This window comes from Bradyrhizobium tropiciagri, from assembly GCF_018130505.1.
GTDB classification, from domain to species: domain Bacteria; phylum Pseudomonadota; class Alphaproteobacteria; order Rhizobiales; family Xanthobacteraceae; genus Bradyrhizobium; species Bradyrhizobium tropiciagri_B.
Window position 1 is genome coordinate 156919 of sequence record NZ_JAFCKH010000006.1, and the last position, 25368, is coordinate 182286.

The following is a 25368-nucleotide window of genomic DNA, read 5'->3' on the forward strand; positions in this document are numbered from 1 at the left end:
CTCCCCGCTCTTTGCGGGGAGAGGTGCGAGGGAGCAGAGTGTGCTCGCTGAGATCAATACCGTCCCGGCACGTACATCTCCGGCGGGATCGGGCCGCGGTGATAGTCGGGGTTGCGCACCCGCGGCGGCAGGATCACCGGCTCGTGCTGCACCGCTTGGTACGGGATCTGGCTCAAGAAATGCGAGATGCAGTTGAGGCGGGCGCGCTTCTTGTCGACGGCGTCGACGATCCACCACGGCGAGTCCGGGAGGTGGGTGCGCTCCAGCATGGTCTCCTTGGCCTTGGTGTAGAGCTCCCAGCGCGTGCGCGCCTCGACGTCCATCGGGCTCAGCTTCCACTGCTTCAGCGGATCCTGGATCCGCATCGAGAAGCGGAACGCCTGTTCCTCGTCGGTGATCGAGAACCAGTATTTCAGAAGGATGGTGCCGGAACGGATCAGCATCCGCTCGAACTCCGGCACCGACTTGAAGAACTCCTCATACTGATCGTCGTTGCAGAACCCCATCACCTTCTCGACGCCGGCGCGGTTGTACCAGCTGCGGTCGAACAGCACGATCTCGCCGCCGGCCGGCAGATGCGAGACATAGCGCTGGAAGTACCATTGCGTGCGCTCACGCTCGTTCGGCGCCGGCAGCGCTGCGATGCGGCAGACCCGCGGGTTGAGCCGCTGCGTGATGCGCTTGATGACGCCGCCCTTGCCGGCGGAGTCGCGGCCCTCGAACAGCACCACCACCTTCTTCTTCTCGTGCTGCACCCAGTCCTGCAGCTTCACCAGTTCGCCCTGCAGCCGCAGCAGCTCGCGGAAATAGAACTTGCGGTCGATGCCGGGCTGGCCGGCGCCGATCTCGTGCTCCAGCTCGTCGAGCCGCATATCGTCGAGCTCGAGTTCGAGCTCCTCGTCGAGGCTGTCGGCCATCTCCTGGTGGATGCGGGCGCGAAGGGCTTCGTCGGTCAGGTCGGAGGTGGTCATGAAGGTCCGTCTCTCAATGTGTTAGATGGAGCGGACGGGAGCATTGACGGGCGATGTTACCCCTATGTGACATCGCCATGACGATCGTTGCACGCCATCCCTGGGACTGTGCTAACAACGCCCAACAAGACAAAAAGGGAGACCGCCGATGATTTCGCTCACGCCGAAAGACGTTCTGCCGCAGGACGGAACGTCAGGAACACTGGTCGGCCGGGTCTTTCTGCCGCAGGCCGGCGGGCCCGCAGTCGTCGCGGTCCGCGCCGATGGCGTGTTCGATGTCACCGCCGCCTTTCCGACGGTCAGCGCGCTCTGCGAGGAGGCCGATCCAGCCGCGGCATTGCGCGCGACCAGGGGCGAGCGGATCGGCGACCTCGAGGCGGTCCTTGCCAACACGCCGCCCGACGGCCGCGACCGTGCAAAGCCGCATCTGCTCGCGCCGGTCGACTTGCAGGTCTTGAAAGCCGCCGGCGTCACCTTCGCGATCTCGATGCTGGAGCGCGTGATCGAGGAGCGGGCGCGCGGCAACCCGGCCTCGGCAGAGGCGATCCGTAAGGAAGTGGTGCGTCTGGTCGGTGACGATCTCTCAAAGCTGAAGCCCGGCTCCGAACAGGCGATGAGGCTGAAGCAGGTGCTGATCGATCAGAACGCCTGGAGCCAGTATCTGGAAGTCGGCATCGGTCCCGACGCCGAGGTGTTCACAAAAGCGCCAACGATGTCCTCGGTCGGATCAGGCATGGATGCCGGGCTGCATCCGAAATCGACCTGGAACAACCCGGAGCCGGAGGTCGTGCTGATCGTCTCCAGCGGCGGCAAGATCGTCGGCGCCGCGCTCGGCAACGACGTCAACCTGCGCGACTTCGAGGGCCGCTCGGCGCTGTTGCTGTCGAAGGCCAAGGACAACAACGCCTCCTGCGCCATCGGCCCGCTGCTCCGCCTGTTCGATGCGACGTTCTCGCTCGATGATGTGCGCAAGATGGATGTCGGCCTCACCGTGCAGGGTGCCGACGGCTTCGTGCTCGAGGGCCATTCCTCGATCAGCAAGATCAGCCGCGACCCGACCGACCTCGTCGCCCAGACCATCGGCGCCGTGCATCAATACCCTGACGGCTTCGCCCTGTTCCTCGGCACGATGTTCGCACCGGTGAAGGACCGTGACGCAAAGGGCGAGGGCTTCACCCACAAGCGCGACGACATCGTCACCATCGCCGCGCCCCAGCTCGGCAAGCTCGTCAACCGCATGCGCACCAGCGACGAGTGCGAACCGTGGACCTTCGGCGTAGGCGCGCTGATGAAGAATTTGGCGCAGCGCAAGGTGCTATAGTGAGATGCAGGAAAAATCGATGTGAGGTGAGCACGCTGCTCAGGCTCCTTCCTCTGTAAGGGGAGGGAACCCTTCCGCCGGTGGCTTCCTCACACGCACGCCTGTGCCTTGCCCAGCCTGCGCGTTCACTCACAAGCCCATCATACGGAAGATCATGCCTCCGACATTGGGCCCGTGATGGCGGCGGCGTTGATGGCGTCGCGGGGGCTCGTCGTTGCTCGCGGCCATGGCCGACCTGCCGCCATTCCGCTCGGGACCGATCGCGTCGAACGCCGCCTTCTGTTCGTCGGTGAGCGAACCGTAGAAACTGTCGAGCGCGGGGCGCACCGTTCCGATCGCCTGAAGCATGGTGTCCAACCTCGCTTCTATCGCCGCAAGGCGGGCCGGCGGCGTACGCGCATCGGTGGGCGGGCAGGACGATTTCAGTGTTTCCTCGGCCTTTGTTGCGGCGTCCCGAAGCGCATCGAGGCTGGCGCGCTGCGCGTCGGTCGGCCTGACCTGGCGTTCAATGATGTCGCTCGGCCAGCCGATCGCGGCGGGCTGCGGTGTCGTGCAGGTGCCGGTATCAGACGTGTTTTCACTGCGTGCGCGCCGTTGGCTTGCCGCCAGCGCGGTCACCTTGGCCTTCTGATCGTCGCTGAGTAGCCCGTAGAACTTGTCCAGTGCCGGTTGCAAGATGCCGACGGCGGTACGCATCGCCTCCACGCGCTGTTGCATCGCGCCGAGCCTGCTCGGCGCGGTCAGCGGCACGTCCCTGGGACAAGAATTGAGAATCGTCTCGGAGGCTTTCTGCGACGCGCTCGCGAGTTCATCGAGTGCGGCGCTCTGCGAGTCGTTCGGCTGTATAGCTGTGCGGAATTGCTCGATGGGGAAGCCTGCGATGTCGCCTCTGTCGCTGCCACACATGTCAGCCAGCGTCGTCGCCGGCGCGGAGCGGCGGGAATTGTTCGACGTGGTCGGCGGCATCGATCCGCCACGACCGGGCAGATAATCGGCATAGCCGCTCAAGGCATCGTAATCGTAGAGGCCGAACAGGCCGCCATAGATGTCGCCGTATCCATAGTCCCAGAAATACGGATCATAGCCGCCGCCCCACCAGGCGTAGCCATAGAGATCGTAATAGGCATAGGGCCAGAACACCGGACCGACCCAGCCGAAGCCGCCATGAGGATGGCCCCACCACGCGCCGCCGCGGTAACTTCCAAAGGCAGCGCCTGCGGCGGCGGTCGTGATCGCCGCGCGCACCATCGGATTGCGCAGGCCGCCCGGTCTGCGCAATGCGCTGCTGATCTGACGCGAGGATAATGCGCGCCCCACGGCTCCGGCATTGCGCCGCATCATCGCGGGCGAAGCGGCGCGACGGCCGGCGGCGACCCCCTGCGCAGCGCCTGGATTGCGGGTGTTGGCATGGAACCGGGTCGAGCGTGCATCAAAGCTGCGCCCCGTTCGCGGCGCGGCATGCACGGAGTGGAAGCCGCCGCTGCGAACGCCTCCGCCTCGAAAGTGGCCGCCGCGCAAAGCGCCTGCATGGGAGCCGCCGGCGTGGAAACCACCCCCGCCACGGAAACCACCCCCGCCACGGAAGCCGCCGCCGCCATGGAAGCCGCCGCCGTGGCCTCCGCCGCCATGACCGCCGCCGCCACCGTGACCGCCGCCACCACCGTGGCCGCCGCCACCACCACGCGCAAGGACGGGGGTGCCGAACAGCGCCACCACTGCGGCTGCGAGCAGGGCAAGGAGTACCAGTGATGTGCGCTTGCTGCGGATGCTGCCAGGCATGTTTGTCCTCACCCTGTGTCAGGGACGTTCAGGCCCTGACGTTAACAATTTGCGACGCCGCCCAGTTCCCGAGGTGGCGCGAATCGTCACGATTTTCTCGCGACGGTGTTCGCCGGCGAGCCCTGCTGAGGCGCTTTCTACACCGGCAGCGCCGTCGAATACTTCACCTGGCTCAGCGCAAAGCTCGACTCGATCGAGGCGATGCCGTCGAGCCGGGTCAGCTTGTTCTTCAGGAACGCTTCATAGGAGGAGAGGTCGGCGGCGACGACGCGCAGCAGGTAGTCGCGGTTGCCGGTCATCAGATAGCACTCCAGCACCTCGTCCCATTTAGAGATCGCGCGGGCGAAGCGGTTGAGGTCCTCTTCCTTCTGCCGCGCCAGCTTGATCGAGATGAACACCGAGACGTGCAGCCCGATCGATTTCTGGTCCACCGTCGCGATGTAGCGGGAGATCACGCCGCGTTCCTCGAGCAGCTTCACCCGGCGATGGCACGGCGACACCGACAGCCCCACCTTGTCGGCGAGCTCCTGCATGGTCATGCGGCTGTCGGTCTGGAGCAGGGCGAGGATCTTGCGGTCGATGGCATCGAGGGCGGACATTGGGATGAACTCGTCGGTTGGGGCGGGATCGTGGGAATTTATCCTAATTTTTCCTGCGCTGTCGCGTAGAATTGAGATTTTCGCGGCCGTCCGCAGCAGTAACATCCGGTATCTTGCCTCGGAGCCCTGCCATGGGATTAGCGCCTGAACGTCTCGACATGCTGTCCGCTCTGGCCCGCAAGGTGCTGTGGCTGTCGTCGTGGACCATCCACCACGCCAACCATGTGCGGCCGAGCAGCGACGGGCTGAAGGTCGGCGGCCATCAGGCCTCGTCGGCCTCGCTCGCCAACATCATGTCGGCGCTCTATTTCTCCGTGCTGCGGCCGCAGGACCGTGTCGCGGTGAAGCCGCATGCGAGCCCGGTGTTCCACGCCATCCAGTATCTCTACGGCCACCAGACCCGCGACAAGCTGGAGAATTTCCGCGGCTACAAGGGCGCGCAGTCCTACCCTTCGCGCACGAAGGACGTTGACGACGTCGACTTCTCGACCGGCTCGGTCGGGCTCGGCGTCGCGCAGACGCTGTTCGCCTCGCTGGTGCAGGACTACGTCAAGGCGCATGGCTGGATGCAGGACCGGCCCGAGGGCCGCATGATCGCGCTGGTCGGCGATGCCGAGATGGACGAGGGCAACATCTTCGAGGCGCTGCTCGAAGGCTGGAAGCACGCGCTGCGCAACACCTGGTGGGTGGTCGACTATAACAGGCAATCACTCGACGCCGTGGTGCGCGAGGGGCTGTGGTCGAAGTTCGAGACCATGTTCCGCAATTTCGGCTGGGACGTGGTGATCGTGAAGTACGGCAAGCTGATGCTCGAAGCATTCGCCGAGCCGGGCGGTGAGGCGCTCAAACGCTGGATCGACAACTGCCCGAACCAGATGTACGCGGCACTCTGCTTTCAGGGCGGCGCGGCGTTCCGCAAGCACCTGCACGACGACATCGGCGACCAGGGACAGGTCACCGCGCTGATCGATCGCCGCAGCGACGATGAATTGCTGGCGCTGATGTCGAACCTCGGCGGCCACGACATGGCGAGCATGATCGAGGCCTTCGAATCGATCGACCACGATCGCCCGGTCTGCTTCATCGCCTATACCATCAAGGGCGTCGGCCTGCCGATGCAAGGCCACAAGGACAACCATGCCGGCCTGATGACGGTCTCGCAGATGGAGAAGTGGCGCGCGGCGCAGAACATCCGCCCGGGTCATGAGTGGGACAAGTTCGAAGGGCTGTCGCAGGACCCCGCGAAGCTCGAGGCATTCCTGGCGGAGGCGTCGTTCAACCGCGAGGGTCGCCGCCGCCTGTCGGCGCCGGTGATCGATGTGCCGGAGCGACTGGCCTTCAAGGCCTCGGCGCAGATGTCGACGCAGCAGGGTTTCGGCCTCGTGCTGCACGAACTGGCCAAGGGCGACAGCGCGCTGGCCTCGCGCATCGTCACCGCATCGCCCGACGTGACCGTGTCGACCAATCTCGGTGGTTGGGTCAACCGGCGCGGCCTGTTCGCAAAGGCCGAGAACCACGATCTGTTCCGGCAGGAGAAGATCCCGTCGGCCTACACCTGGGAGTATTCGCCGAAGGGGCAGCACATCGAGCTCGGCATCGCCGAGATGAACCTGTTCATCATGCTGTCGGCGCTCGGCCTGTCGCACCAGATCAACGGCGCGCGGCTGCTGCCGGTCGGCACGCTCTACGATCCCTTCATCGAGCGCGGCCTCGATGCGCTGAACTATGCCTGCTACCAGGACGCCCGCTTCATGGTCGCGGCGACGCCGTCGGGCATCTCGCTGGCGCCGGAGGGCGGCGCGCATCAGTCGATCAAGACGCCGCTGATCGGCCTCGGGCAGGACGGGCTCGCCTCGTTCGATCCGGCGTTCGTCGATGAACTCGCCGTGATCATGGGCTGGGGGTTCGGCCACATGCAGCGCGAGGGCGCGGACGGCGGTTCGGTGTACCTGCGGCTCTCGACCCGCGCGCTGGAGCAGCCGCAGCGCATCATGACGCCGGACCTGCAGCGCGACATCACCGACGGCGCATACTGGATGCGCAAGCCGGGCCCGAACTGCGACCTCGTGATCGCCTATACCGGCACCGTCGCGCCGGAGGCGATCGAGGCGGTCGGGCTGATCGGCGAGAGCCATCGCGACGTCGGTTTACTCGCGGTGACCTCGGCGGACCGGCTCTATGCCGGATGGTCCGCCGCACGGAATTTGCGCCGCGATCGCCGCGGCGTGCAGCATTTGAGTCATATCGAGCAGATGCTGGCGCCGCTCGGCCGCGACTGCGGCATAGTGACCGTGATCGACGGCCACCCGGCCTCGCTCGGCTGGCTCGGCAGTGTGCGCGGCCACCGCGTCGAGGCGCTCGGCGTCGAGCATTTCGGCCAGACCGGTACGATTTCCGATCTCTACCGCCACTACGGCATCGACGCCAACGCCATCATCGATGCGGCGGAAAGCCTCTCCACCGGCGCTCCGGTGCGGCATCGGAAAATGGCGGTGTGAGGTAGTCAACCCGCTCTCGCCATTACCTGATGCGCAATGCGCATCTGAAGGCTCGCGACTTCCTCGCGCCCCGGAATGACGGCGGTTGGAGCCTTGCCACCCCTCGGGCAGTAGTCTTATATCCCGACTGCGCGCACGAGCCGCGCCCCGCATGTGGCGGGTTCAATTCGCCGGGCTTTCGTGCAAGGATGCCGGCTGAACGCTTCCGTTCCCCTTTCCATACGCCCCGTACAAGAGGTTTCCGATGGTCAATCGTATGCAATTCTACATCGATGGCGCCTGGGTCGATCCCGCCGTCAAGAAGTCCACCCCGGTCGTCAATCCCGCGACCGAAGAGGCGATGTATGAGGTTGCGCTCGGCTCGAAGGCCGATGTCGACAAGGCGGTCGCCGCTGCCAAGCGCGCCTTCGAGACCTATTCCCAGACCAGCCGCGAGGAGCGCATCGCGCTACTCACCAAGGTGATCGAGGTCTACAAGGGGCGCATGAAGGAGATCGGCGCCGCCGTTTCCGACGAGATGGGCGCGCCGCTGCCGATGGCCGAGAAGCTGCAGGCCGGCGCCGGCCTCGGCCATCTCATGAACACCCTCGAAGTGCTCAAGAAGTACGAGTTCGAGGAGACCATGGGCACCGCCGTGATCGTGCGCGAGCCGGTCGGCGTCGTCGGCATGATCACGCCCTGGAACTGGCCGCTCAACCAGATCGCCTGCAAGGTCGCGCCTGCGCTCGCCGCCGGCTGCACCATGATCCTCAAGCCGTCGGAGTTCACCCCGACCTCGGCGCTGATCTTCGCGGAAATCCTCCATGAAGCCGGCGTGCCGAAGGGCGTGTTCAACCTGCTCAACGGCCTCGGCCCGGAGGTCGGTGCTGCGATGAGCGAGCACCCGGACATCGACATGATCTCGTTCACCGGCTCGACCCGCGCCGGCGTCGACGTCGCCAAGCGTGCTGCGCCGACCGTGAAGCGCGTCAGCCAGGAGCTCGGCGGCAAGTCGCCGAACGTGATCCTCGAAGGCGCCGACCTTGCCAAGGCGGTGACCGGCGGCGTGATGCACATGTTCAACAACTCCGGCCAGTCCTGCAACGCGCCGTCGCGCATGATCGTGCCGCTCTCGAAGATGAAGGAAGTGGCCGCGATCGCGAAGGGCGTCGCCGACAAGACCAAGGCGGGCGATCCGCGCGCTGCCGACACCAACATCGGCCCGGTGGTCAACCGCGGCCAGTGGGACAAGATCCAGGCACTGATCCAGAAGGGCATCGACGAGGGCGCAACGCTCGTCGCCGGTGGCGTGGGCCTGCCCGAGGGCGTCAACAAGGGCTTCTACGTTCGTCCGACCATCTTCGCCGACGTCACCAACGACATGACGATCGCCCGCGAGGAAATCTTCGGACCGGTGCTGACCATCCTCGGCGCCAAGGACGAAGCTGAAGCCGTCAAGATCGCCAACGACACGCCGTTCGGTCTCGCCGGTTATGTCTCGGGCGACACCGTGGAGAGCGCGCGCCGCGTCGGCCGCCAGATCCGCGCCGGCAACGTCAACCTGCAGGGCGTGCCGAACGAGCGCACCGCGCCGTTCGGTGGCTACAAGCAGTCCGGCAACGGCCGCGAGTGGGGCCGCTACGGTCTGGAAGAATATCTAGAGGCCAAGGCCGTCGCCGGCTTCAACGCCGCGTAAGCCGAGCTGCGAGAAACGAGATGCCGACGCCGGGGCAGGCAACTGCTCCGGCGTCGGACGTTTGAGGAGGTGCTCATTTCTTCGTCGTCCCGGCGAAGGCCGGGACCCATTACCCCAGGCCTTCGTTGTACGAAGACTGCGACCTCAGCGCGCTCAACCAATATCCATTGGTGGTTATTGGGTCCCGGCCTTCGCCGGGACGACAAGCCGTAGGGTGGGCAACGGAGCGCAGCGACGTGCCCACCATTCACGACGTGCTCGTGAAGGTGGGCACGCTTGCGCTTTGCCCACCCTACGGTCTGCCGTCGCGGCAACTACCCGCCCAGCGCGCCCTGGGTGTTGACGTAGAGCGCGTAGATCGACTGGCTCGCCGCCATGAACAGGCGGTTGCGCTTCAGGCCGCCGAAGCAGAGGTTGGCGCAGCGCTCCGGCAGCGCGATGCGGCCGATCATGACGCCGTCGGGCGCGAACACGACGACGCCGTCGAGCTCGGGATCGCCCATGCCCCAGCCGCACCACAGATTGCCGTCGATGTCGCAGCGCATGCCGTCCGGCGTGCCGGGGCCGGCATCGATGAACACGCGCTTGTTGGAGATCGTCGTGCCATCGGCGGAGACGTCATAGGCGAGGATCTTGCGGTTCGGGACGCCGCGGGATTCCACGACGTAGAGGATCTTCTCGTCCGGCGAGAAGCACAGCCCGTTCGGCCCCAGCACGCCCTCGGCGACGATGGTCGCCTTGCCGGTTTCGGGATCGAGCCGGTAGACGTTGGGATCGATCTCGGGCTCCGCCTTGTAGCCCTCGTAATTGCCGAGCAGGCCGAAGGTCGGATCGGTGAACCAGATCGAGCCGTCGGATTTCACCACGACATCGTTCGGCGAGTTTAGCCGCTTGCCGCCGAAGGAGTCGATCAGCACCGTAATCGATCCGTCATATTCGGTGCGCACCACGCGGCGGCCGCCGTGCTCGCAGGTGATCAGCCGGCCCTGGCGGTCGCGGGTGTTGCCGTTGCCGAAGCCCGAGGGCTTGCGATAGATGCTGACCGCGCCGGTCTCTTCTTCCCACTTGATGATGCGCTGGTTCGGAATATCGCTGCACAAGAGATAGCGGCCGTCGCCGAACCACACCGGACCCTCGGCCCAGCGCAGGCCGGTGGCGATACGCTCGATCGCCGAGAGTTTCAGCCAGTATTTCTCGAAGCGCGGGTCGAGTGCATGGATCGCGGGATCGGGGTAATAGGTCGCGGGACGCCAGCCTGCGGAATGGACATCGGACATTTGCTGTTCTCGTTGTTGTGTTTCCTCTGCGGCTGGTTTGCTATCATTGTCGGCCTGCGACCGCAATTCGGTCGCAGCACACAGCACATATGAGGGATGGAATGGCACGCATATTGATGACCGGCGCAGCGGGTGGAATCGGCACGAGCCTGCGGAAGCTGCTGCCGCCGATCTATCCGGACCTCCTGCTGAGCGACATCAAGCAGCCCGCCGATCTCGGCGCGGGCGAAAAGTTCAAGGCGGCCGATCTCGCCGATCTCGCGCAGGTCGAGGCGATCTGCGAGGGCGTCGACGGCATCCTGCATTTCGGCGGCTATTCGGTCGAGGGCAGCTGGGACCAGATCCACCAGGCCAACATCATCGGCTGCTACAATCTGTTCGAGGCGGCGCGCAGGAAAGGCGTCAAGCGCGTGATCTTCGCCTCGTCGAACCACGCGGTCGGCTTCTACCCGCGCCATCACCGCATCGGCACCGACGTGACGCCGCGGCCGGACAGCCGCTACGGCGTCAGCAAGGTGTTCGGCGAGGCGGTCGGCGCGCTCTATGCCGACAAGCATGGAATGAAGGTGACGTGCCTGCGCATCGGCAATTTCGGCGAGGCGCCGCTCGACCACCGCCGGCTTTCGATCTGGCTGAAGCCGGAAGATCTGGTGCAGCTCTGCCGCATCGGGCTCGAACACCCCGACATCCATTTCGAGGTGTTTTACGGCGCGTCCTACAATGAGCGCTCATGGTGGGACAATCATCGCGCCTACGACCTCGGCTACCGCCCGACCGGGCGCGGCGAAGATTATCGCGAGCATGCGATGGCCGAGCAGGCCAAGCTGCCGCCGGACCCGGTCGGCGATTTCTACCAGGGCGGCACGTTCTGCAGCATGGAGTTCGACGGCGACAAGAGCGGGATCATCGACTGGAAGAAGTGATCAGTTCTCGCATTGCGGCAGTTGCTTGAAGGAAGCCGCGCGCTGCTGCGCTTCCTTCAACTCCTGCGCGGATTTTTCGAGCACCTTGGTCTCGCTGCCGGGTCCGTCAAAGGTCTCGGCGAAGTGGGTGAGGGGAAAGGCAAGGCTGATCTTCTGACCGGTCAGGTTCGTGGCTTCCACCGTGATCGTCTGCGCGTGCTTCAGCCGCTCGATCAACTCGCTATTGGCCTCGAGCGTGCCGCCGCAGCCTAGCGTGTAGCAATGCGGCTTGGCGATCTGGATCGGTTCGTCCTGGTCGATCCTCAGGCTGATCGTGCCTTCCAGCATGGTCCGTGTTCCGACATTCGCGCTCAGGATCGCGCGCTTGCTGTTCTGCGGCGACACGCTGATGGTGCCGCCCGAGGGCGAGCACTGTCCGCGCGCCGCAGCGCCGACGAAGCAGCTCGCCTGCGTCAGGCAAACCTTGGTCCAGGGCTCATAGGTCAGCTGCGTGGCGCGCGGATCGGCGGCCTCGCCGATGCCGCCGAGCGCGAACTGGGCGGCGAGCGACCCGAGCAAAACAACCAGATGACGCATCGCCGCCTCCTTCACGATCGGGGCCGCGTATCGCGCGCTATTGCGGCTTTTTGTCGTTGGCGATGCGGGTGAGATAATCCGCCTTGCTGTACGCCATGTGATCGACGCAGAGCTGCGCCAGCGCCCAGCTGTCGCGTCCCCTCAGCAGCTCGATCATCAATTCGTGTTGGCGCCGCGACAGTGCGAGGCCCTCGCTGTCGGCGAGATTCTTCGCCCGCATCGGCAAGGTCAGGCTCATATAGTCCTGCAGCGAGCGGACCAGATAGGGATTGCCGCAGGCCGCGAACAGCGCGATGTGGAACGCATCGTTGGTCTCGTGGATGCCGCGCATGTCCTGCGCATCAGCCATGGCGCAATAGTGCCGCTGCAATTCGCTGAGCTGATCGATCAGGCCGGCCGGCGCCGGGAGCGGGATCATCAGCGCGGCCTGGCGCGTCAGCATCTCGCGCACCTCGTAGATCTGTCGTACTTCCTCGGCCGAATAGAACCGCACCGTGGCGCCGACGTTCTTCTCACGCAGCACGATGCCCTGGCGCTCGAGCTGGAACAGCGCCTGGCGGACAAAATGCCGGCTCGCGCCATAGCGCTGCATCAGCGTATCCTCGACCAGCCGCAAGCCCGGCGCGAAGCGGCCGAAGATGATGTCCTCCTCCAGCCGGCGGATCACCTCGGCCTGTTCCTCCTCGCGCGAGAGGGCAGGGATGTCGGATGCGGTCGGGGCTGTCATGCTCATCTGCTTCGGAAAAGGCGATGGAAGACACCACGGCCTCGCAGTCATTGTCAATAATGGGGGTGAATTTGCCGCAGATCAGCTCCACTCTGCGGCGGGATTATCTCATATTGACAATAATTCCCCGCGCTCCTTAAGTGCGGACTGATAACCACAGGATACAAGAAAATGGCCGACGGACTGCGCAAGGGACTGACGAGTTATGGTGACGCCGGCTTCTCGCTGTTCCTGCGCAAGGCCTTCATCAAGGCGATGGGCTATTCCGACGATGCGCTCAACCGCCCGATCGTCGGCATCACCAACACTTACAGCGACTACAATCCCTGCCACGGCAACGTTCCGCAGATCATCGAGGCGGTGAAGCGCGGCGTGATGCTGTCGGGCGCGATGCCGTTCGTGTTCCCGACCATCTCGATCGCCGAAAGCTTTGCGCATCCGACCTCGATGTATCTGCGCAATCTGATGGCGATGGACACCGAGGAGATGATCCGCGCGCAGCCGATGGACTCTGTGATCGTCATCGGCGGCTGCGACAAGACGCTGCCGGCGCAGATCATGGCCGCCGTCAGCGCCGATCTGCCGACTGTCGTGATTCCGGTCGGGCCGATGGTGGTCGGCCATCACAAGGGCGAGGTGCTCGGCGCCTGCACCGATTGCCGCCGGCTCTGGGGCAAGTATCGCGCCGGCGAGATCGACGACGTCGAGATCGAGGCGGTGAACGGCCGCCTCGCGCCGTCGGTCGGCACCTGCATGGTGATGGGCACGGCCTCGACCATGGCCTGCGTCACCGAGGCGCTCGGCCTGTCGCTGCCGATGAGTGCGACGATCCCGGCGCCGCATGCGGAACGCTTCCGCTCCGCGGAGGCGAGCGGTCGCGTCGCCGCCGAGATGGCGAAGACCAAGGGTCCGAAGCCGAGCGAGATCCTGACGCCGTCCTCGTTCCGCAACGCCCAGATCGTGATGCAGGCGATCGGCGGCTCGACCAACGGCCTCATTCATTTGACGGCGATCGCCAACCGCACCCCGCACAAGATCGATCTCGAAGCGTTCGACAAGCTCGGCCGCGAAGTGCCTGTTCTCGTCGATCTCAAGCCGTCGGGCGAGCATTACATGGAGCACTTCCATCACGCCGGCGGCCTGCCGAAGCTGATGGCGCAGCTCGGTGATCTGCTCGATCTCGATGCCAAGACCATCACCGGTCAGACCCTGCGCGAGGTCGTCGCCGGCGCCGAGGAGGTGCCGGGTCAGGACGCGATCCGCTCCAAGGCGAACCCGATCAAGTCGGAAGGCGCGATGGCGATCCTGCACGGCAACCTCGCGCCGCGCGGTGCCGTCATCAAGCAGTCAGCGGCGAGCGAGAGGCTGCTGCAGCATACCGGCCGTGCCGTGGTGTTCGAGTCGGTCGAGGACATGACGCTGCGGGTCGACGATCCCGCGCTGGACGTGACCGCCGACGACGTGCTGGTGCTGCGCAATGCCGGCCCCAAGGGCGCGCCGGGCATGCCGGAGGCGGGCTATCTTCCGATCCCGAAGAAGCTGGCGCGGACCGGAGTGAAGGACATGGTCCGCATCTCGGATGCGCGGATGAGCGGCACTGCGTTCGGCACTATCGTGCTGCACATCACACCGGAGTCCGCGGTCGGCGGTCCGCTGGGGCTGGTGCGGAACGGCGACATGATCCGGCTCGATGTCGCCAGGCGCAGCATCGACCTGCTGGTCGATGAGGCCGAACTCGAGAAGCGCCGCAGTGCGCTGGCGCCGGCCGGCACCCCCGACTGGGCCAAGCGCGGCTACGCCCATCTGTTCAACGAGACGATCCTGCAGGCCGACGAAGGCTGCGATTTCGATTTCATGCGCGCCAAGGGAAAGTGACGAGTCCCCTCGGGGGACGAAATTGTCGATAATATCTGCATCGCGGCCCAATAGGGAGGCGATGTTCGGCCCAATCCCTCTGTTTTATTGACAATCCCGCGAGAGTGATGGGATGATCAAGCCAACAAACAAAACAGGGGGAACGTCGCGATGGGCCATCCAGCCAAGATCGTCGGGTTAGCCATGGCTGCGGCAGCGCTGCTGCTGTCCGCGGCCGCGGGAGCGCAGGAGGTCAAGCACTTCCGCTTCGCCTACGATCAGCCGCGCAACACCGGCTATTCGATCGCCGGCGATCTGTTTGCCGACAAGCTCAAGGAATTGAGCAAGGGCACCATGATCGTCGACCAATATCCTGGCGCCCAGCTCGGCCAGGAGCCGCAGCTGCTGCAACTCGTCAAGGCAGGCGATATCGAGTTTGCGATCATCTCCTCCGCCAACACGGCGACGATCTCGCCGCAGGCCGGCGTGATGTCGCTGCACTTCCTGTTCCGCGACGAGGCCCATGTAATCAAGGCGCTGGCGGACCCGAAAGTGTTCGACGCGATCAAGACCATGATCGACGAGACGGCCCAGGGCCTGCATGTGATCGGCACCGGCTCGCAGGGTGTGCGGCACATCTACAGCAAGAAGGAGGTCCACAACGTCGGCGACCTCAAGGGGATGAAGGTCCGGGTGCAGGCGACGGCGACCGAGGACACCATGTTCCCGGCCTACAGCGCCCAGACCGTGCACATGCCGTTCGGCAGCGTCTACACCTCGCTGCAGACCGGCGTGGTCGACGCCGCCGAGAACAGCATCAACGTCTATCTCGTCAACAAGCATTACGAGGTGGCGCCGGTGCTCTCGATCACCGAGCATGAGGCCAACAACGCGCTGCTGTTCGTCTCCGACAAGCTGTGGCAGAGCCTCTCCGCCGAGCAGAAGCAGTGGGTCCAGACCGCCGCCAACGAGGTCAGCGCCAAGGAGCCGGCCAAGGCGTTCGACCTCGAGCACAGCGCGCTGAAGAAGCTGAAGGGATTCGGGGTCAAGGTGGTCGAGGACGTCGACAAGAAGAGCTTCACCGCGATCGCCGATCCCTATCTCGACAAGCTCGCCAAGGACCTGGCCCGCATGCCGAGAAGATCAAGAACCTGATCCGCGCGGTCAATTAGCCCGCTTCATGCGTCGTCCCGGCGAAGGCCGGGACCCATGCGCCGCGGCCTATCAAGTTGGGTGATTTGGGTCGCCGCCTTGTGTAAACAACCTGAGCCGGGGGTAATGGGTCCCGGCCTTCGCCGGGACGACGGAGACATTTCGAGCCATGGCCATCGCCGACAAACTGGTGCTGCAACGGCAGCGGCATCTGAAGTGGCGTGCGCTGGACCGGCTCGAGCTCATCCTGATGGTGCTGTGCGGGCTGCTCTGTTTCGGCTTCTCGCTCTCCGTCACCGCCGACATCGTCACCCGCACCATCGGCCATCCCTGGCTGTGGCTGCAGGAGGTGACGTCGACGCTGTTCATCTACGCGATCTTCATCGGCACCGCGGTCGCGACACGGCGCAACGATCACCTCTATCTCACCGCGATCTCGGAGGCGATGCACGGCCGGTCGCGGATGGTCGTCGAGATCATCATCCGCATCGTGGTGCTGGGCGTCGCGTTCTGCCTCGTCTGGTACGGCTATCAGAACTACCTGCGCGGCTTCGGCAGTTTCCGGCTGCCGTCGGGCACGCCGATCGCCTCGCTCTATGCGATCATTCCGCTGTCCGGCATCCTGATCGGCCTGTTCACCATCGAGCAGCTCGTCAACGGCCTTCGCAACGGCTTTGACCATCCGGAGCCGCCGGAGCAGGACATTGCGATCCAGGCGATCGACACTGGCACGACGACCGGAGCGCAGCGATGAGCGCGCCGATCGTACTGCTGCTGATGTCGACCAGCTTCTTGTTCTTCGGCTATCTCGGCGTGCCGGTGCCGTTCTCGCTGATGGCCGGCGTGTTCATCGGCGCGCTGTTGTCGGATGTCTCGCTGGCGGCGATCATCCAGAAGATCTTTGACGGCGTCGATTCCGAGGCGCTGCTGGCGATCCCGTTCTTCCTTTTGGTCGGCGAGCTCATGAGCTCGGCCAATGTCGTGGTGCGGATCGCGAACCTCTCGGTGTCGCTGGTCGGCCATATCCGGGGCGGGCTGTCGCAGGTCGTGGTCGTCTTCAGCATGTTCTTCTCGGAAATGTCGGGCTCGACCACCGCCGACGTCGCGGTGATGAGCCGGGCGCTCGGCGGGCCGATGAAGCGGGAGGGCTACGAGCCCGCCTTCATCGCCGCGATCATCGCCTCCGCTTCGACCATCGCCGCCCTGGTGCCGCCGAGCATCACCGCGGTGGTCTATGGCGCGGTCGGCAATGTCTCGATCGCCGGCCTGTTCATGGCGGGCGTGGTGCCGGGGCTGATGATCGGCTTCGGGCTGATGATCTACTGCTATTTCTTCGGCCCGTCCGGCCTGCGCAAGCCGCGCGCGCCGCTGCGCCAGGTCGCCTTCGCCGCCGGTGACGCCGCACTGCCGATGATGATCCCGGTGATCCTGCTCGGCGGCATCCTCACCGGCTGGTTCACGCCGACCGAGGCCGGCGTGGTCGCGGTGGCCTACATCATCATCGTGGTGATCCCGGCGCTCAACCGCGGGCATCTGAAGAAGATCCCGTACGACTTCTGCCTCGCCGGCCTGATCTTCTCGCTGCCGCTGATCACGATCGGCGCGGCGAACGCGTTCGGCTGGATGCTGGCCTATCTGCGTGGCGCAATCTACATCGCCGACTGGATCACCTCGATCGCCGGCAATGATCCGCACCTCATCATGCTGCTGATGGTGCTGCTGTTCACCGTGGTCGGCGATTTCATCGAGCCGGTGCCGACCATCATCATCTTCATGCCGCTGGTGAACGCGCTGACCCAGGCCGGCGATATCAACGGCGTGCATATGGGCGTGGTGCTGATCGCAACGCTCGCCTTCGGCTTGATCACGCCGCCTTATGGGCTGGTGCTGCTGATGGCCTCGAAATTCGTCGGCATCAGTTTTGCGAAAGCACTACGTGCGGCGTTGCCGATCTATGTCGTGTTCCTGGTCACTATCTGCTTCACGATCTATTTCCCGAAGGTCGTGCTGTGGCTGCCCAAGCAGGTGATCCCGGAATCGGTCGGCTGCTTCAAGGCGCCGGGCGGCACCAGCTATATCTGTCCGAACTGACTGATCTCTTCGACGGTCCACGCATCTCCGGACCGCGCGAAGCGGAATGGCGTGCCGTAGCGATTCTCGAAGAAGCTGCCGCACAGCCGCTCGGCAATCGCCTGCATCACGGCGTCGTGGCAGACGAACAGGATCTCGGCGCCTCGATTTCGCTCCTGCCACGCCGCGACGCTGCGGAGCGCGCGCTCGGACACGGCGGCCCAGGGCTCGCCGTCCGCCGGAAGAATCGAGACCAACTGCGCGATCTCGGTGAGGCCGTGCTTGCGCATGGTGTCGCGGATCGACTGGCCCTCGAGGCTGCCGAAATCGCATTCGATGATCCCGTCATCCACCGCCACCGGCAGCGACAGCGCCGCGCCGACGATGTCGGCGGTCTGCACCGCGCGCCGCAGCGGGCTTGCGACGATCGCACTGACCGCGATGTCGTTGAGCCGCAGCGCGGCCGCGCGGGCCTGCGCGCTGCCGTCGCTATTCAGCAAATTGTCGGTGCGGCCCTGAAAGCGGCCTTGCCGGTTCCAGTCGGTGGCGCCGTGGCGGAGACACAGAAAGGAGCGGGACGGCAAGGCCATTCGCAGCTACTTCGTCTTGCTGGTGAACTTCTTCACGGCGGCGCGGAACTCATCGGTGTTCATGCAGCCGATGATGGCGTCGCGCTCGGCGTCGAGCTGCGCCTCGATCGGCGTGGTCGGCGCCTGATGGATCAGCGCCTTGGTGGCGGCGAGCCCGGCGGGGGCATTCTGCGCCAGGCGCAGTGCGAACTCGCGCGTCGCCGCCTTCAGCTCGGCCGCGGGCACCACCCTGGCGACGAGGCCCCATTGCTGGGCCTGCTGCGCGGTAAAATTGTCCTCGGCGAGGAAGATCTGCAGCGCGCGGCGCGGGCCGACGCTGGCCGCGAGCCCCACGGTGCCGCCGCCATCGGGCGAGACGCCGATCTTGGCATAGGCCGGGGTGAAGCGGGCATCCTCGGCGGCGATGCAGAGATCGGCGACGAAGGCGAGCGACAGGCCGGCGCCCGCCGCCGAGCCGTGCACACTGGCGAGGACAAGCTTGGGCATCCGGCGCAGCGCGGTGATGAAGGCGTGGTAGTTCTCGAGCATCTCGCCGACCACGGCCGGGATGTTGTCGGCCTCGGCCGCGGCGCCGATGGTCTGCAGATCGCCGCCGGCGCAGAAGGCGCGGCCTTCGCCTTCGATCACCACGACGCGGACAGCCTTGTTGGCTTCGACCTCGGCGCCGATTTGCCGGAGCTTCTTCGCAATCGACATGTCGATCGCATTGAAGGCGGCCGGCCGGTTCAGCGTGATGGTCGCGACGGCGCCGTCGATCCGGAGCAAAGCGGGGTCATTGGCGGGGGTGGTGGCGGGATCTGGCATAATGAAGACCTTGTTGAAGACCTTGGGGCGGTTGTTTCCCCGCATTTAAGGCCTTGTCGGGAGGGCTGGCAATCCAGCCTCCGGCCGCAGGAGGGCCGATGTGCAGCGGGATTTGGCGGAGACCCCCTTGCGCCGGCGCGAGCCATGGGGCCAAATGGCCCCGCCCTGGGGTACGCAGACACGAGCGCTGCGGGGACGGGGCAAGCAAGCTAACATCGACGGAGAGGAAACGGCATGGGTCACTCCTGCTCGCTCGTATTTGGGTTGTCGCGATGACGGGTGCGGTCATCATCGTCGGCGCGGGACACGCCGGCTTCCAGCTCGCGGCGTCCCTGCGCCAGGCCGGTTTTGCCGAGCGCATCGCGCTGCTCAACGACGAGGGGCATCTGCCGTATCAACGGCCGCCGCTGTCGAAGGCCTATCTGAAGGGAACCGGCGGGCCCGAGACGCTGATGTTCCGGCCCGACAAATTCTACCAGGACAACAGGATCGAGCTGATCACCGATCGCGCCCACGCGGTCGACCGCAACGCGCGGAAGGTGGCGCTGGCTTCCGGCACCTCGCTCGATTACGGCCATCTGGTGTTCGCGACCGGCGCGCGGAACCGGCTGCTCGACATCCCCAATGCGAAGCTCGACGCCGTGCGCTATCTGCGCACGCTCGACGAGAGCCAGGCGCTGCGCGAGATTATCACGCCTGGCATGCGTGTCGTCGTGATCGGCGCCGGCTTCATCGGACTCGAGTTCGCCGCCACCGCGCGCGGCAAGGGTCTCGAGGTCGACGTGGTCGAGCTCGCCCCGCGGGTGATGGCGCGGGCGGTGACCGTGGAAATCTCCGAGTTCTCGCAGGCGCGGCACGCGGCGGCAGGCATCCGCATTCACCTCGGCGTCCAGGTGACGGCGATCGAGGCCAGCAATGCGAAGGTCACCGGCGTCAGCCTGAGCAACGGCACGCACATCCCGGCCGACCTCGTCGTCGTCGGCGTCGGCGTGCTGCCGAATGTCGAGCTCGCGGCGGAGGCGGGGCTGCCGGTGGCATCCGGCATCATCGTCGACGAGCATCTGGCGACCGCCGATCCGAATATCTCCGCGATCGGCGATTGCGCGCTCTACACCAGCAAGCGGTTCGGCGGATCGCTGCGGCTGGAGTCGGTGCAGAACGCGACCGACCACGCGCGCTGCGTGGCCGCGCGGCTGACCGGCAAGACCGAGGTCTATGACGGCCTGCCGTGGTTCTGGAGCGATCAGGGCCCCGACAAGCTGCAGATGGCGGGCCTCACCACCGGCTACGACCGCGTCGTGGTGCGCGGCGACCGCGCGCAGGGCGCGTTCTCGGCGTTCTGCTATCGCGGCGACAGGCTGCTCGGCATCGAGTCGGTCAACCGCGCCGGCGATCACATGTTCGGCCGTCGGCTGCTCGGCGCCGGCGGCTCGATCACGCCGGAGCAGGCGGGCGATGCCAGCTTTGACCTGAAGAGCGCGCTGAGCTGATCTCGCTGACTGCGTAGGGTGGGCAAAGCGAAGCGTGCCCACCTTCACGAGCATCGGCGCTTGAGACTAATGCGTCGTCCCGGCGAAGGCCGGGACCCATAACCACGAGTGCCGCTTGTCGTGCGACGCCGGGGCCACAGCTCGTCTCAACAACATGTTCCTGTGGTTATGGGTCCCGGCCTTCGCCGGGACGACGTGAGGAGAGAACCGCGCTCACTTCCTCCGCCGTCGGCATCGACGGCGCAGCGCCCATCCGCTGTACGCAGATCGAGGCGGCGACATTGGCGTAGGTGAGCGCGTCGCGCAGCGCCTTGCTGCCCGCGAGCTGCGACGCCAACGCGCCGACGAAGCAATCGCCGGCGCCCGTGGTGTCGACGGCCTTGACCTCGCGCCCGGGCACCAGCAGTGGTTCACCATCGGCCAGCGCCAGCACGCCGCGTTTGCCGAGCGTGACGCAGATGGTTCTGCCCTGCGCCAGGCTCCGAGCCGCCTCGGCAAAGCGCGCCGGCGGGTCGCCATCGCTGAGCTCGGTTCCGGTGAGGAAGCCGAGCTCGGTCTCGTTGAGGATCAGGATGTCGACGAGGTCGAGCAGCGCCTTGTCGGCGGGTTTCGCCGGCGCCGGGTTCAGCACTGTGGTGGCGCCGGCGATGCGGGCGCGCTTGAAGAACGCGGCAATCGTCGGCAGCGGGATCTCGAACTGGCTGACCGCGACATCGCCTTTGGCGAGCGCGGGCGCCGCGACGTCATCGGCATCGACAAGCCCATTGGCGCCGGGCACGACGACGATCGTGTTGTCGGCATCGGCAATCGTGATGATCGCTGTGCCCGAATGCATGTTGTCGGTGTCCTTGACAAAGGCAAGATCGACGCCTTGCGCGGCAAGGAACGTCCTCAGCTCTTGTCCGAACGCATCGGCGCCGAGCCGGCCGACCAGCGTTGTCGGGACGCCCTGCTTGGCCGAGGCCACCGCCTGGTTGGCGCCCTTGCCGCCGGGAAAATAGAACACGGCCTCGCCGGCGACGGTCTCGCCGATCCGCGGATGGCGCTCGGCGGTCGCCACCACATCCATGTTGATACTGCCTGCGACGAAGACGCGCCCCATGCCTCACCCGATCAAGCGTCTGCCCGAAACTCCTGCTTGACCGCCGCGATATCGGCCAGCGTCGGCAGGCCGGCCTCGTTACCGAGCTTCTGGATCTTGAAGGTCGATGCCGCGCGGGCGAACTTGAAATGCTCTTGCCAGCCTTTGCTCGGGTTGGCGAGATAAGAGTAGATGTAGGCACCATGAAAGACGTCGCCGGCGCCGTTGGTGTCGATCACGCGCTGGCGCGAGATCGGGAACGCGGGCAGCGTGCGCACCGCACCAGCCTCGTCATACCATAGCAGGCCGCGCTCGCCCATGGTGATGCCGCCGACTAGGCAGCCGCGCTCCTTGAGATAGTCGAGCATCTGCTCCGGCGTCTTGTCCATCTGCTCGCACAGCCGCTCGGCGACGATCGCGACATCGATGAACTGCAGCAGCTCATGGGTGTTGGTGCGCAAGCCGCCGCCGTCGAGCGAGGTCAGGATGCCTTCCTCGCGGCACAGCTTGGCGTAGTGGATCGCGGCGTCCGGCTGGTGGCCGTCGATATGCAGGGCGCGGCAGCCCTTCAGGTTGAGCAGCGGAAATGGGTGGATGTGCTGGTCGTCGCGGCAGCGCACGATCGCGCGCTTGCCGTCCTTGGGCATGATGAAGGACAGCGAGGAGGAGTTGACCTTGCGCGGATGCATCGAGATGCCGTAGCGGTCGGCCATGTCCCAGAACATCCGCCCCAGCCAGTCATTGGCCATGGTGGCGATCAGGTCCGGCACGATGCCGAGCTTGGCGCAGCAAAATGCCGCGGTCACGGCATTGCCGCCGAACGACACTGAATAGGCGTCGGCAACGTGCTTCTCGTCGCCGACCGGCATGTGGTCGGTGATGAAGGTGACGTCGATATAGGTCTGTCCGATGAAGAGAGCCTGCATTCGCTTTCCGTCGTGGCTTGCTGTGGTCCCGGCCGGCGATGCAGACTAGCATCGCCGGCCCGGCAGGTTCGCTGAAATTATTCGCAACCCTGCCTGGTTTGCGGCTAGACATGATGGGTTGGGGTCGGCCGAGGGCCATTCTGGCATCCGGCATAACGGCCGGCCGCCGGTAGCGGTTCCGATCTTGCAACACAGGGAGAGCACAATGACGGCAGATTCGGGGAGGTGCCAGCCATGATCACCGGGCTCGATCACGTCGTCGTCCTCACCGGCGACATCGCCGCGGCCGGCGCCGCCTATGAGACGCTGTTCGCGCGGGCGCCGTCCTGGCGCAACAGCGGCGACGGTGCCGACCGGGTGCTGTTCACGCTCGACAACACCACGCTGGAATTGATGGCGCCGCGTGGTGACGACGAGGCTGCGCAGCGTGTCCGCAGCGCGCTGGCGACGCAGGGCGAGGGGCTGGCGAGCCTCTGCTTTCGCACCAATGATATCGACGGGATGCACCGCCGGCTCGACCGGCTGACGCTGCGGCCGGAGCCGGTCGTCGAGGTCGAAAGCCCCGACGAGACCAGCGGCGCCAGGCTGTCGTGGAAGCGCACCCGCGCCGCGACCGAGGCGACGCGTGGCGTGCGGATGTTCTTCCTCGAGCGCGAGCAGGAGCGGCCGCTGTCGGTGCGCACCACGCCCGCCTCGATCACCGCGATGGACCACGTCGTCGTCGCCACCACCGACCCGGAACGCGCCGCCGCGCTGTACGGCGCGCGGCTCGGGCTCGACATGGCGCTCGATCGCTCGCATCCGGAATGGGGCCGGCTGATGTTCTTTCGCTGCGGCGATCTGGTCATCGAGGTCACGTACCGGTCGGACAAGGCGGACCCGGCTGCCTCGGATCGGCTGCGCGGCATCTGCTGGCGTGTCTCCGACATCGACGCCACCCACGCGCGGCTGGTCGCCGCGGGCGTCGACGTTTCCGACGTCCGCACCGGCCGCAAGCCCGGCACCCGTGTGATGACGGTGCGCAGCGGCACAAGCGGCGTGCCGACGCTGCTGGTGCAGCCGTCGCCGGAGCGGGAGTGATACGCCTCACTCACCACTCGTCGTCCCGGCGAAGGCCGGGACGACATCGAATTTGTAGCGCGCTGCTTGTCTCCAATCACCACCACAACATTCGTTCGCAAACCGCGCGCATCGTGCTACACTGGCCAATCGGCATCACCGAGCATTTGAATTGGCCAAGGCAAAGCGAATCCTGAAATGGCAGCGTGACCCCGAAGGGATGCGGCTGCGCATTCTCGAGGCGGCCAAGCAGGAGTTCGCGGCCTATGGCCTCGCGGGCGCGCGGGTCGACCGCATCGCCGCCGCGGCCGGCGCCAACAAGCGCATGCTGTACTACCACGTCGGCAACAAGGAGGATCTCTATCTCGAGGTGCTGGAAGGCGCCTATGAGAAGATCCGCGCCGAGGAGCGTACGCTGGACCTCGAGCATCTCGACCCGCCCGATGCGATCGGGCGCCTGATCGACTTCACCTGGAACTATTTCCTGCGCAACCCCGAGTTCCTGGCGCTGCTCAACACGGAAAACCTCGCCAAGGCGAAACATCTGAAGCGCTCGACCAAGGTCAAGTCGATGCACTCGCCCTTTGTCGAGATGATCCGCACCGTGGTGACGCGCGGCGTCGAGAGCGGCGATTTCCGCGTCGCGGTCGATCCGGTGCAGCTCTACATCTCGATCGCGGGGCTGGCGTTCTTCTATCTCTCCAACAGCGCGACGCTCAGCGTGATCTTCGGCCGCGACCTCCTGAAGAAGGAGGCGCGCGACGAGCGGCTCGAGCACATGATCGCGCTGGTGCTGGCGGCGCTGACCGGCAAGTCCACCGCCGCGTTCGTCGGCATGCCCGCACTGCAGTCGCTGGAACACCGGGTGGTGTGAGCGTACACGCCCCCGTTAGGGATTGCGTAGCCCGGATGAAGCGCCGCGCAATCCGGGGCCGCTCGCGCCGCGGATACACTGATCCCGGATTGCGCTGCGCTCCATCCGGGCTACGCAGCTCCATCCGGGCTACGGAAATTCCTGCGATACATTCTGACCAAAGTCGCAGCTCGCAGCGCGATTTTGCCGCGCGCGAGGGGCTGGACAGTATTTATCCAACGGGTTAATTTCGGCAGCGAAAAGAAAGACAACAGGGAGCGCGACGTGGCGGAGGCGAAGAGCCCTTCAGTCGTATCGAAGGTGCTGAACGCGGCGTGGGTACGCCCGTTCTTGTTCCTGGTCGTCATCGTCGTGGCGTGGGATCTGGCGATCCGCCTGTTCCGCATCCCGGCCTACCAGATCCCGTCGCCCGGCGACGTCGTCGCGGTGCTCTATAGCGACTGGCCGGAGCTGCTGCGGCAGTCCTGGCCGACCACCTATGCGACGATCTGCGGCTTCCTGCTCTCGGCGGTGTTCGGCATTCCCGTCGCGATGCTGATCGCGGGCTCCAGGACGGTGGAGAGCTATGTCTATCCACTGCTGGTGTTCTCGCAATCGGTGCCGAAGATCGCGATCGCGCCGCTGTTCGTGGTGTGGTTCGGCTTCGGGATCATCCCCAAGGTGATCTCGGCATTCCTGCTCGGCTTCTTCCCGGTGGTGGTCTCCGCCGTGCAGGGTTTTAAATCCGTCGACCCGGACATGGTCGACCTCGCGCGTGCGATGCAGGGCAGCCGTTTCGCGGTGTTCCGCGCGGTGAACCTGCCGCACGCGATGCCCGCGATCTTCTCTGGCCTGAAAGTCTCGGTGACACTCGCCGTGGTCGGTGCCGTCGTCGGCGAGTTCGTCGGCTCCAATTCCGGCATCGGCTACGTGATGCAGCGCTCGATCGGCACATTCGATTTGCCGACCATGTTCGCGGCGCTGGTGATCCTGGCGCTGCTCGGCGTGATCCTGTTCTGGATCGTCGACCGCATCGAGCGGCTGGTGATCCCCTGGCACGTCAGCCAGCGCGACGACATCATCTTCGCTTCGTAGAACGACAACTGAACAAGCAGCCCGGCAAGGGCGGCGGCACAACACAGG

General features: G+C 65.5%; 22 protein-coding genes and 1 pseudogene. 13 read left to right on the forward strand and 10 right to left on the reverse strand.

The features are described 5' to 3' along the window. Positions 1 to 53: 53 nt before the first annotated feature. Positions 54 to 971 (reverse strand): polyphosphate kinase 2, encoded by a 918-nt coding sequence (ppk2, locus tag JQ633_RS17015; protein WP_211986203.1) that lies wholly within the window; start codon positions 969 to 971, stop codon positions 54 to 56. 148 nt (positions 972 to 1119) lie between these two features. Between ppk2 and JQ633_RS17020 the strand changes: the two genes are divergently transcribed. After that, positions 1120 to 2292 (forward strand): fumarylacetoacetate hydrolase family protein, encoded by a 1173-nt coding sequence (locus JQ633_RS17020; RefSeq protein ID WP_211986204.1) that lies wholly within the window; start codon positions 1120 to 1122, stop codon positions 2290 to 2292. A gap of 129 nt (positions 2293 to 2421) precedes the next feature. Here the strand turns inward: JQ633_RS17020 and JQ633_RS17025 are convergent, their stop codons facing one another. Next, positions 2422 to 3756, reverse strand: a complete 1335-nt coding sequence (locus JQ633_RS17025) for a Spy/CpxP family protein refolding chaperone (RefSeq protein WP_349631568.1) — start codon at positions 3754 to 3756, stop codon at positions 2422 to 2424. A 3-nt stretch (positions 3757 to 3759) separates the two neighbouring features. Between JQ633_RS17025 and JQ633_RS35205 the strand changes: the two genes are divergently transcribed. After that, positions 3760 to 4041, forward strand: a complete 282-nt coding sequence (locus tag JQ633_RS35205) for a hypothetical protein (RefSeq protein WP_249159427.1) — start codon at positions 3760 to 3762, stop codon at positions 4039 to 4041. Between the two features lie 167 nt (positions 4042 to 4208). Here the strand turns inward: JQ633_RS35205 and JQ633_RS17030 are convergent, their stop codons facing one another. Further along, positions 4209 to 4670: an Lrp/AsnC family transcriptional regulator gene (locus JQ633_RS17030; RefSeq protein WP_211986206.1), complete on the reverse strand. Its 462-nt coding sequence runs from the start codon at positions 4668 to 4670 to the stop codon at positions 4209 to 4211. 131 nt (positions 4671 to 4801) lie between these two features. On the opposite strand from JQ633_RS17030, the gene JQ633_RS17035 reads away from it, so the two are divergent. Both JQ633_RS17035 and JQ633_RS17040 read left to right on the forward strand, forming a co-directional pair. Continuing rightward, the gene (locus JQ633_RS17035) at positions 4802 to 7168 is read left to right on the forward strand and encodes a transketolase (protein WP_211986207.1); all 2367 of its coding nucleotides are present in this window, start codon (positions 4802 to 4804) and stop codon (positions 7166 to 7168) included. A 244-nt stretch (positions 7169 to 7412) separates the two neighbouring features. After that, the gene (locus JQ633_RS17040; RefSeq protein WP_211986208.1) at positions 7413 to 8843 is read left to right on the forward strand and encodes an aldehyde dehydrogenase family protein; all 1431 of its coding nucleotides are present in this window, start codon (positions 7413 to 7415) and stop codon (positions 8841 to 8843) included. 314 nt (positions 8844 to 9157) lie between these two features. On the opposite strand, the gene JQ633_RS17045 is transcribed toward JQ633_RS17040, so the two are convergent. Continuing rightward, the gene (locus tag JQ633_RS17045; RefSeq protein ID WP_211986209.1) at positions 9158 to 10120 is read right to left on the reverse strand and encodes an SMP-30/gluconolactonase/LRE family protein; all 963 of its coding nucleotides are present in this window, start codon (positions 10118 to 10120) and stop codon (positions 9158 to 9160) included. Between the two features lie 101 nt (positions 10121 to 10221). Between JQ633_RS17045 and JQ633_RS17050 the strand changes: the two genes are divergently transcribed. Next, positions 10222 to 11043, forward strand: coding sequence for an NAD-dependent epimerase/dehydratase family protein (locus JQ633_RS17050; RefSeq protein WP_211986210.1), 822 nt, complete (start codon positions 10222 to 10224; stop codon positions 11041 to 11043). Here JQ633_RS17050 and JQ633_RS17055 read toward each other — a convergent pair whose 3' ends face one another. Further along, positions 11044 to 11619 (reverse strand): invasion associated locus B family protein, encoded by a 576-nt coding sequence (locus tag JQ633_RS17055; RefSeq protein ID WP_211986211.1) that lies wholly within the window; start codon positions 11617 to 11619, stop codon positions 11044 to 11046. 37 nt (positions 11620 to 11656) lie between these two features. Next, the gene (locus tag JQ633_RS17060; protein WP_211986212.1) at positions 11657 to 12346 is read right to left on the reverse strand and encodes a GntR family transcriptional regulator; all 690 of its coding nucleotides are present in this window, start codon (positions 12344 to 12346) and stop codon (positions 11657 to 11659) included. Positions 12347 to 12517: 171 nt separating this feature from the next. Between JQ633_RS17060 and JQ633_RS17065 the strand changes: the two genes are divergently transcribed. The 4 genes and pseudogenes from JQ633_RS17065 (at position 12518) to JQ633_RS17080 (ending at position 17443) form a co-directional block, all read left to right on the forward strand. After that, positions 12518 to 14221: an IlvD/Edd family dehydratase gene (locus JQ633_RS17065; RefSeq protein WP_211986213.1), complete on the forward strand. Its 1704-nt coding sequence runs from the start codon at positions 12518 to 12520 to the stop codon at positions 14219 to 14221. Positions 14222 to 14371: 150 nt separating this feature from the next. Continuing rightward, positions 14372 to 15372, forward strand: a pseudogene (locus tag JQ633_RS17070) (TRAP transporter substrate-binding protein). A 149-nt stretch (positions 15373 to 15521) separates the two neighbouring features. After that, positions 15522 to 16106, forward strand: coding sequence for a TRAP transporter small permease (locus JQ633_RS17075; RefSeq protein ID WP_211986214.1), 585 nt, complete (start codon positions 15522 to 15524; stop codon positions 16104 to 16106). Beyond that, entirely contained in the window at positions 16103 to 17443 is a 1341-nt protein-coding gene (locus JQ633_RS17080; RefSeq protein WP_211986215.1) for a TRAP transporter large permease, read from the forward strand. Before JQ633_RS17075 ends, JQ633_RS17080 begins: the two co-directional genes overlap by 4 nt. Here JQ633_RS17080 and JQ633_RS17085 read toward each other — a convergent pair. Continuing rightward, positions 17425 to 18012, reverse strand: coding sequence for a histidine phosphatase family protein (locus JQ633_RS17085; RefSeq protein ID WP_211986216.1), 588 nt, complete (start codon positions 18010 to 18012; stop codon positions 17425 to 17427). The two genes, JQ633_RS17080 and JQ633_RS17085, sit on opposite strands and share 19 nt — an antisense overlap. A gap of 6 nt (positions 18013 to 18018) precedes the next feature. Next, complete coding sequence (locus tag JQ633_RS17090) at positions 18019 to 18816, reverse strand: enoyl-CoA hydratase/isomerase family protein (RefSeq protein WP_211986448.1); 798 nt, start codon at positions 18814 to 18816, stop codon at positions 18019 to 18021. Between the two features lie 272 nt (positions 18817 to 19088). Here JQ633_RS17090 and JQ633_RS17095 point away from each other — a divergent pair, with 272 nt between their 5' ends. Beyond that, positions 19089 to 20306: an NAD(P)/FAD-dependent oxidoreductase gene (locus JQ633_RS17095; RefSeq protein WP_211986217.1), complete on the forward strand. Its 1218-nt coding sequence runs from the start codon at positions 19089 to 19091 to the stop codon at positions 20304 to 20306. A gap of 166 nt (positions 20307 to 20472) precedes the next feature. On the opposite strand, the gene JQ633_RS17100 is transcribed toward JQ633_RS17095, so the two are convergent. Both JQ633_RS17100 and JQ633_RS17105 read right to left on the reverse strand, forming a co-directional pair. Beyond that, positions 20473 to 21408 carry a ribokinase gene (locus tag JQ633_RS17100; RefSeq protein WP_211986218.1) on the reverse strand — a complete coding sequence of 312 codons (936 nt, stop codon included), beginning with the start codon at positions 21406 to 21408 and terminating at the stop codon, positions 20473 to 20475. A gap of 11 nt (positions 21409 to 21419) precedes the next feature. After that, the gene (locus tag JQ633_RS17105; RefSeq protein WP_211986219.1) at positions 21420 to 22313 is read right to left on the reverse strand and encodes a sugar kinase; all 894 of its coding nucleotides are present in this window, start codon (positions 22311 to 22313) and stop codon (positions 21420 to 21422) included. 234 nt (positions 22314 to 22547) lie between these two features. Between JQ633_RS17105 and JQ633_RS17110 the strand changes: the two genes are divergently transcribed. From JQ633_RS17110 to JQ633_RS17120, 3 genes are all read left to right on the forward strand, one after another. Then, positions 22548 to 23393, forward strand: coding sequence for a VOC family protein (locus JQ633_RS17110; protein WP_211986220.1), 846 nt, complete (start codon positions 22548 to 22550; stop codon positions 23391 to 23393). A 151-nt stretch (positions 23394 to 23544) separates the two neighbouring features. After that, positions 23545 to 24246: a TetR/AcrR family transcriptional regulator gene (locus JQ633_RS17115; RefSeq protein WP_211986221.1), complete on the forward strand. Its 702-nt coding sequence runs from the start codon at positions 23545 to 23547 to the stop codon at positions 24244 to 24246. A gap of 264 nt (positions 24247 to 24510) precedes the next feature. Continuing rightward, on the forward strand, positions 24511 to 25320 hold the full coding sequence (locus JQ633_RS17120) for an ABC transporter permease (protein ID WP_211986222.1): 810 nt from the start codon (positions 24511 to 24513) through the stop codon (positions 25318 to 25320). Positions 25321 to 25368: the final 48 nt, after the last annotated feature.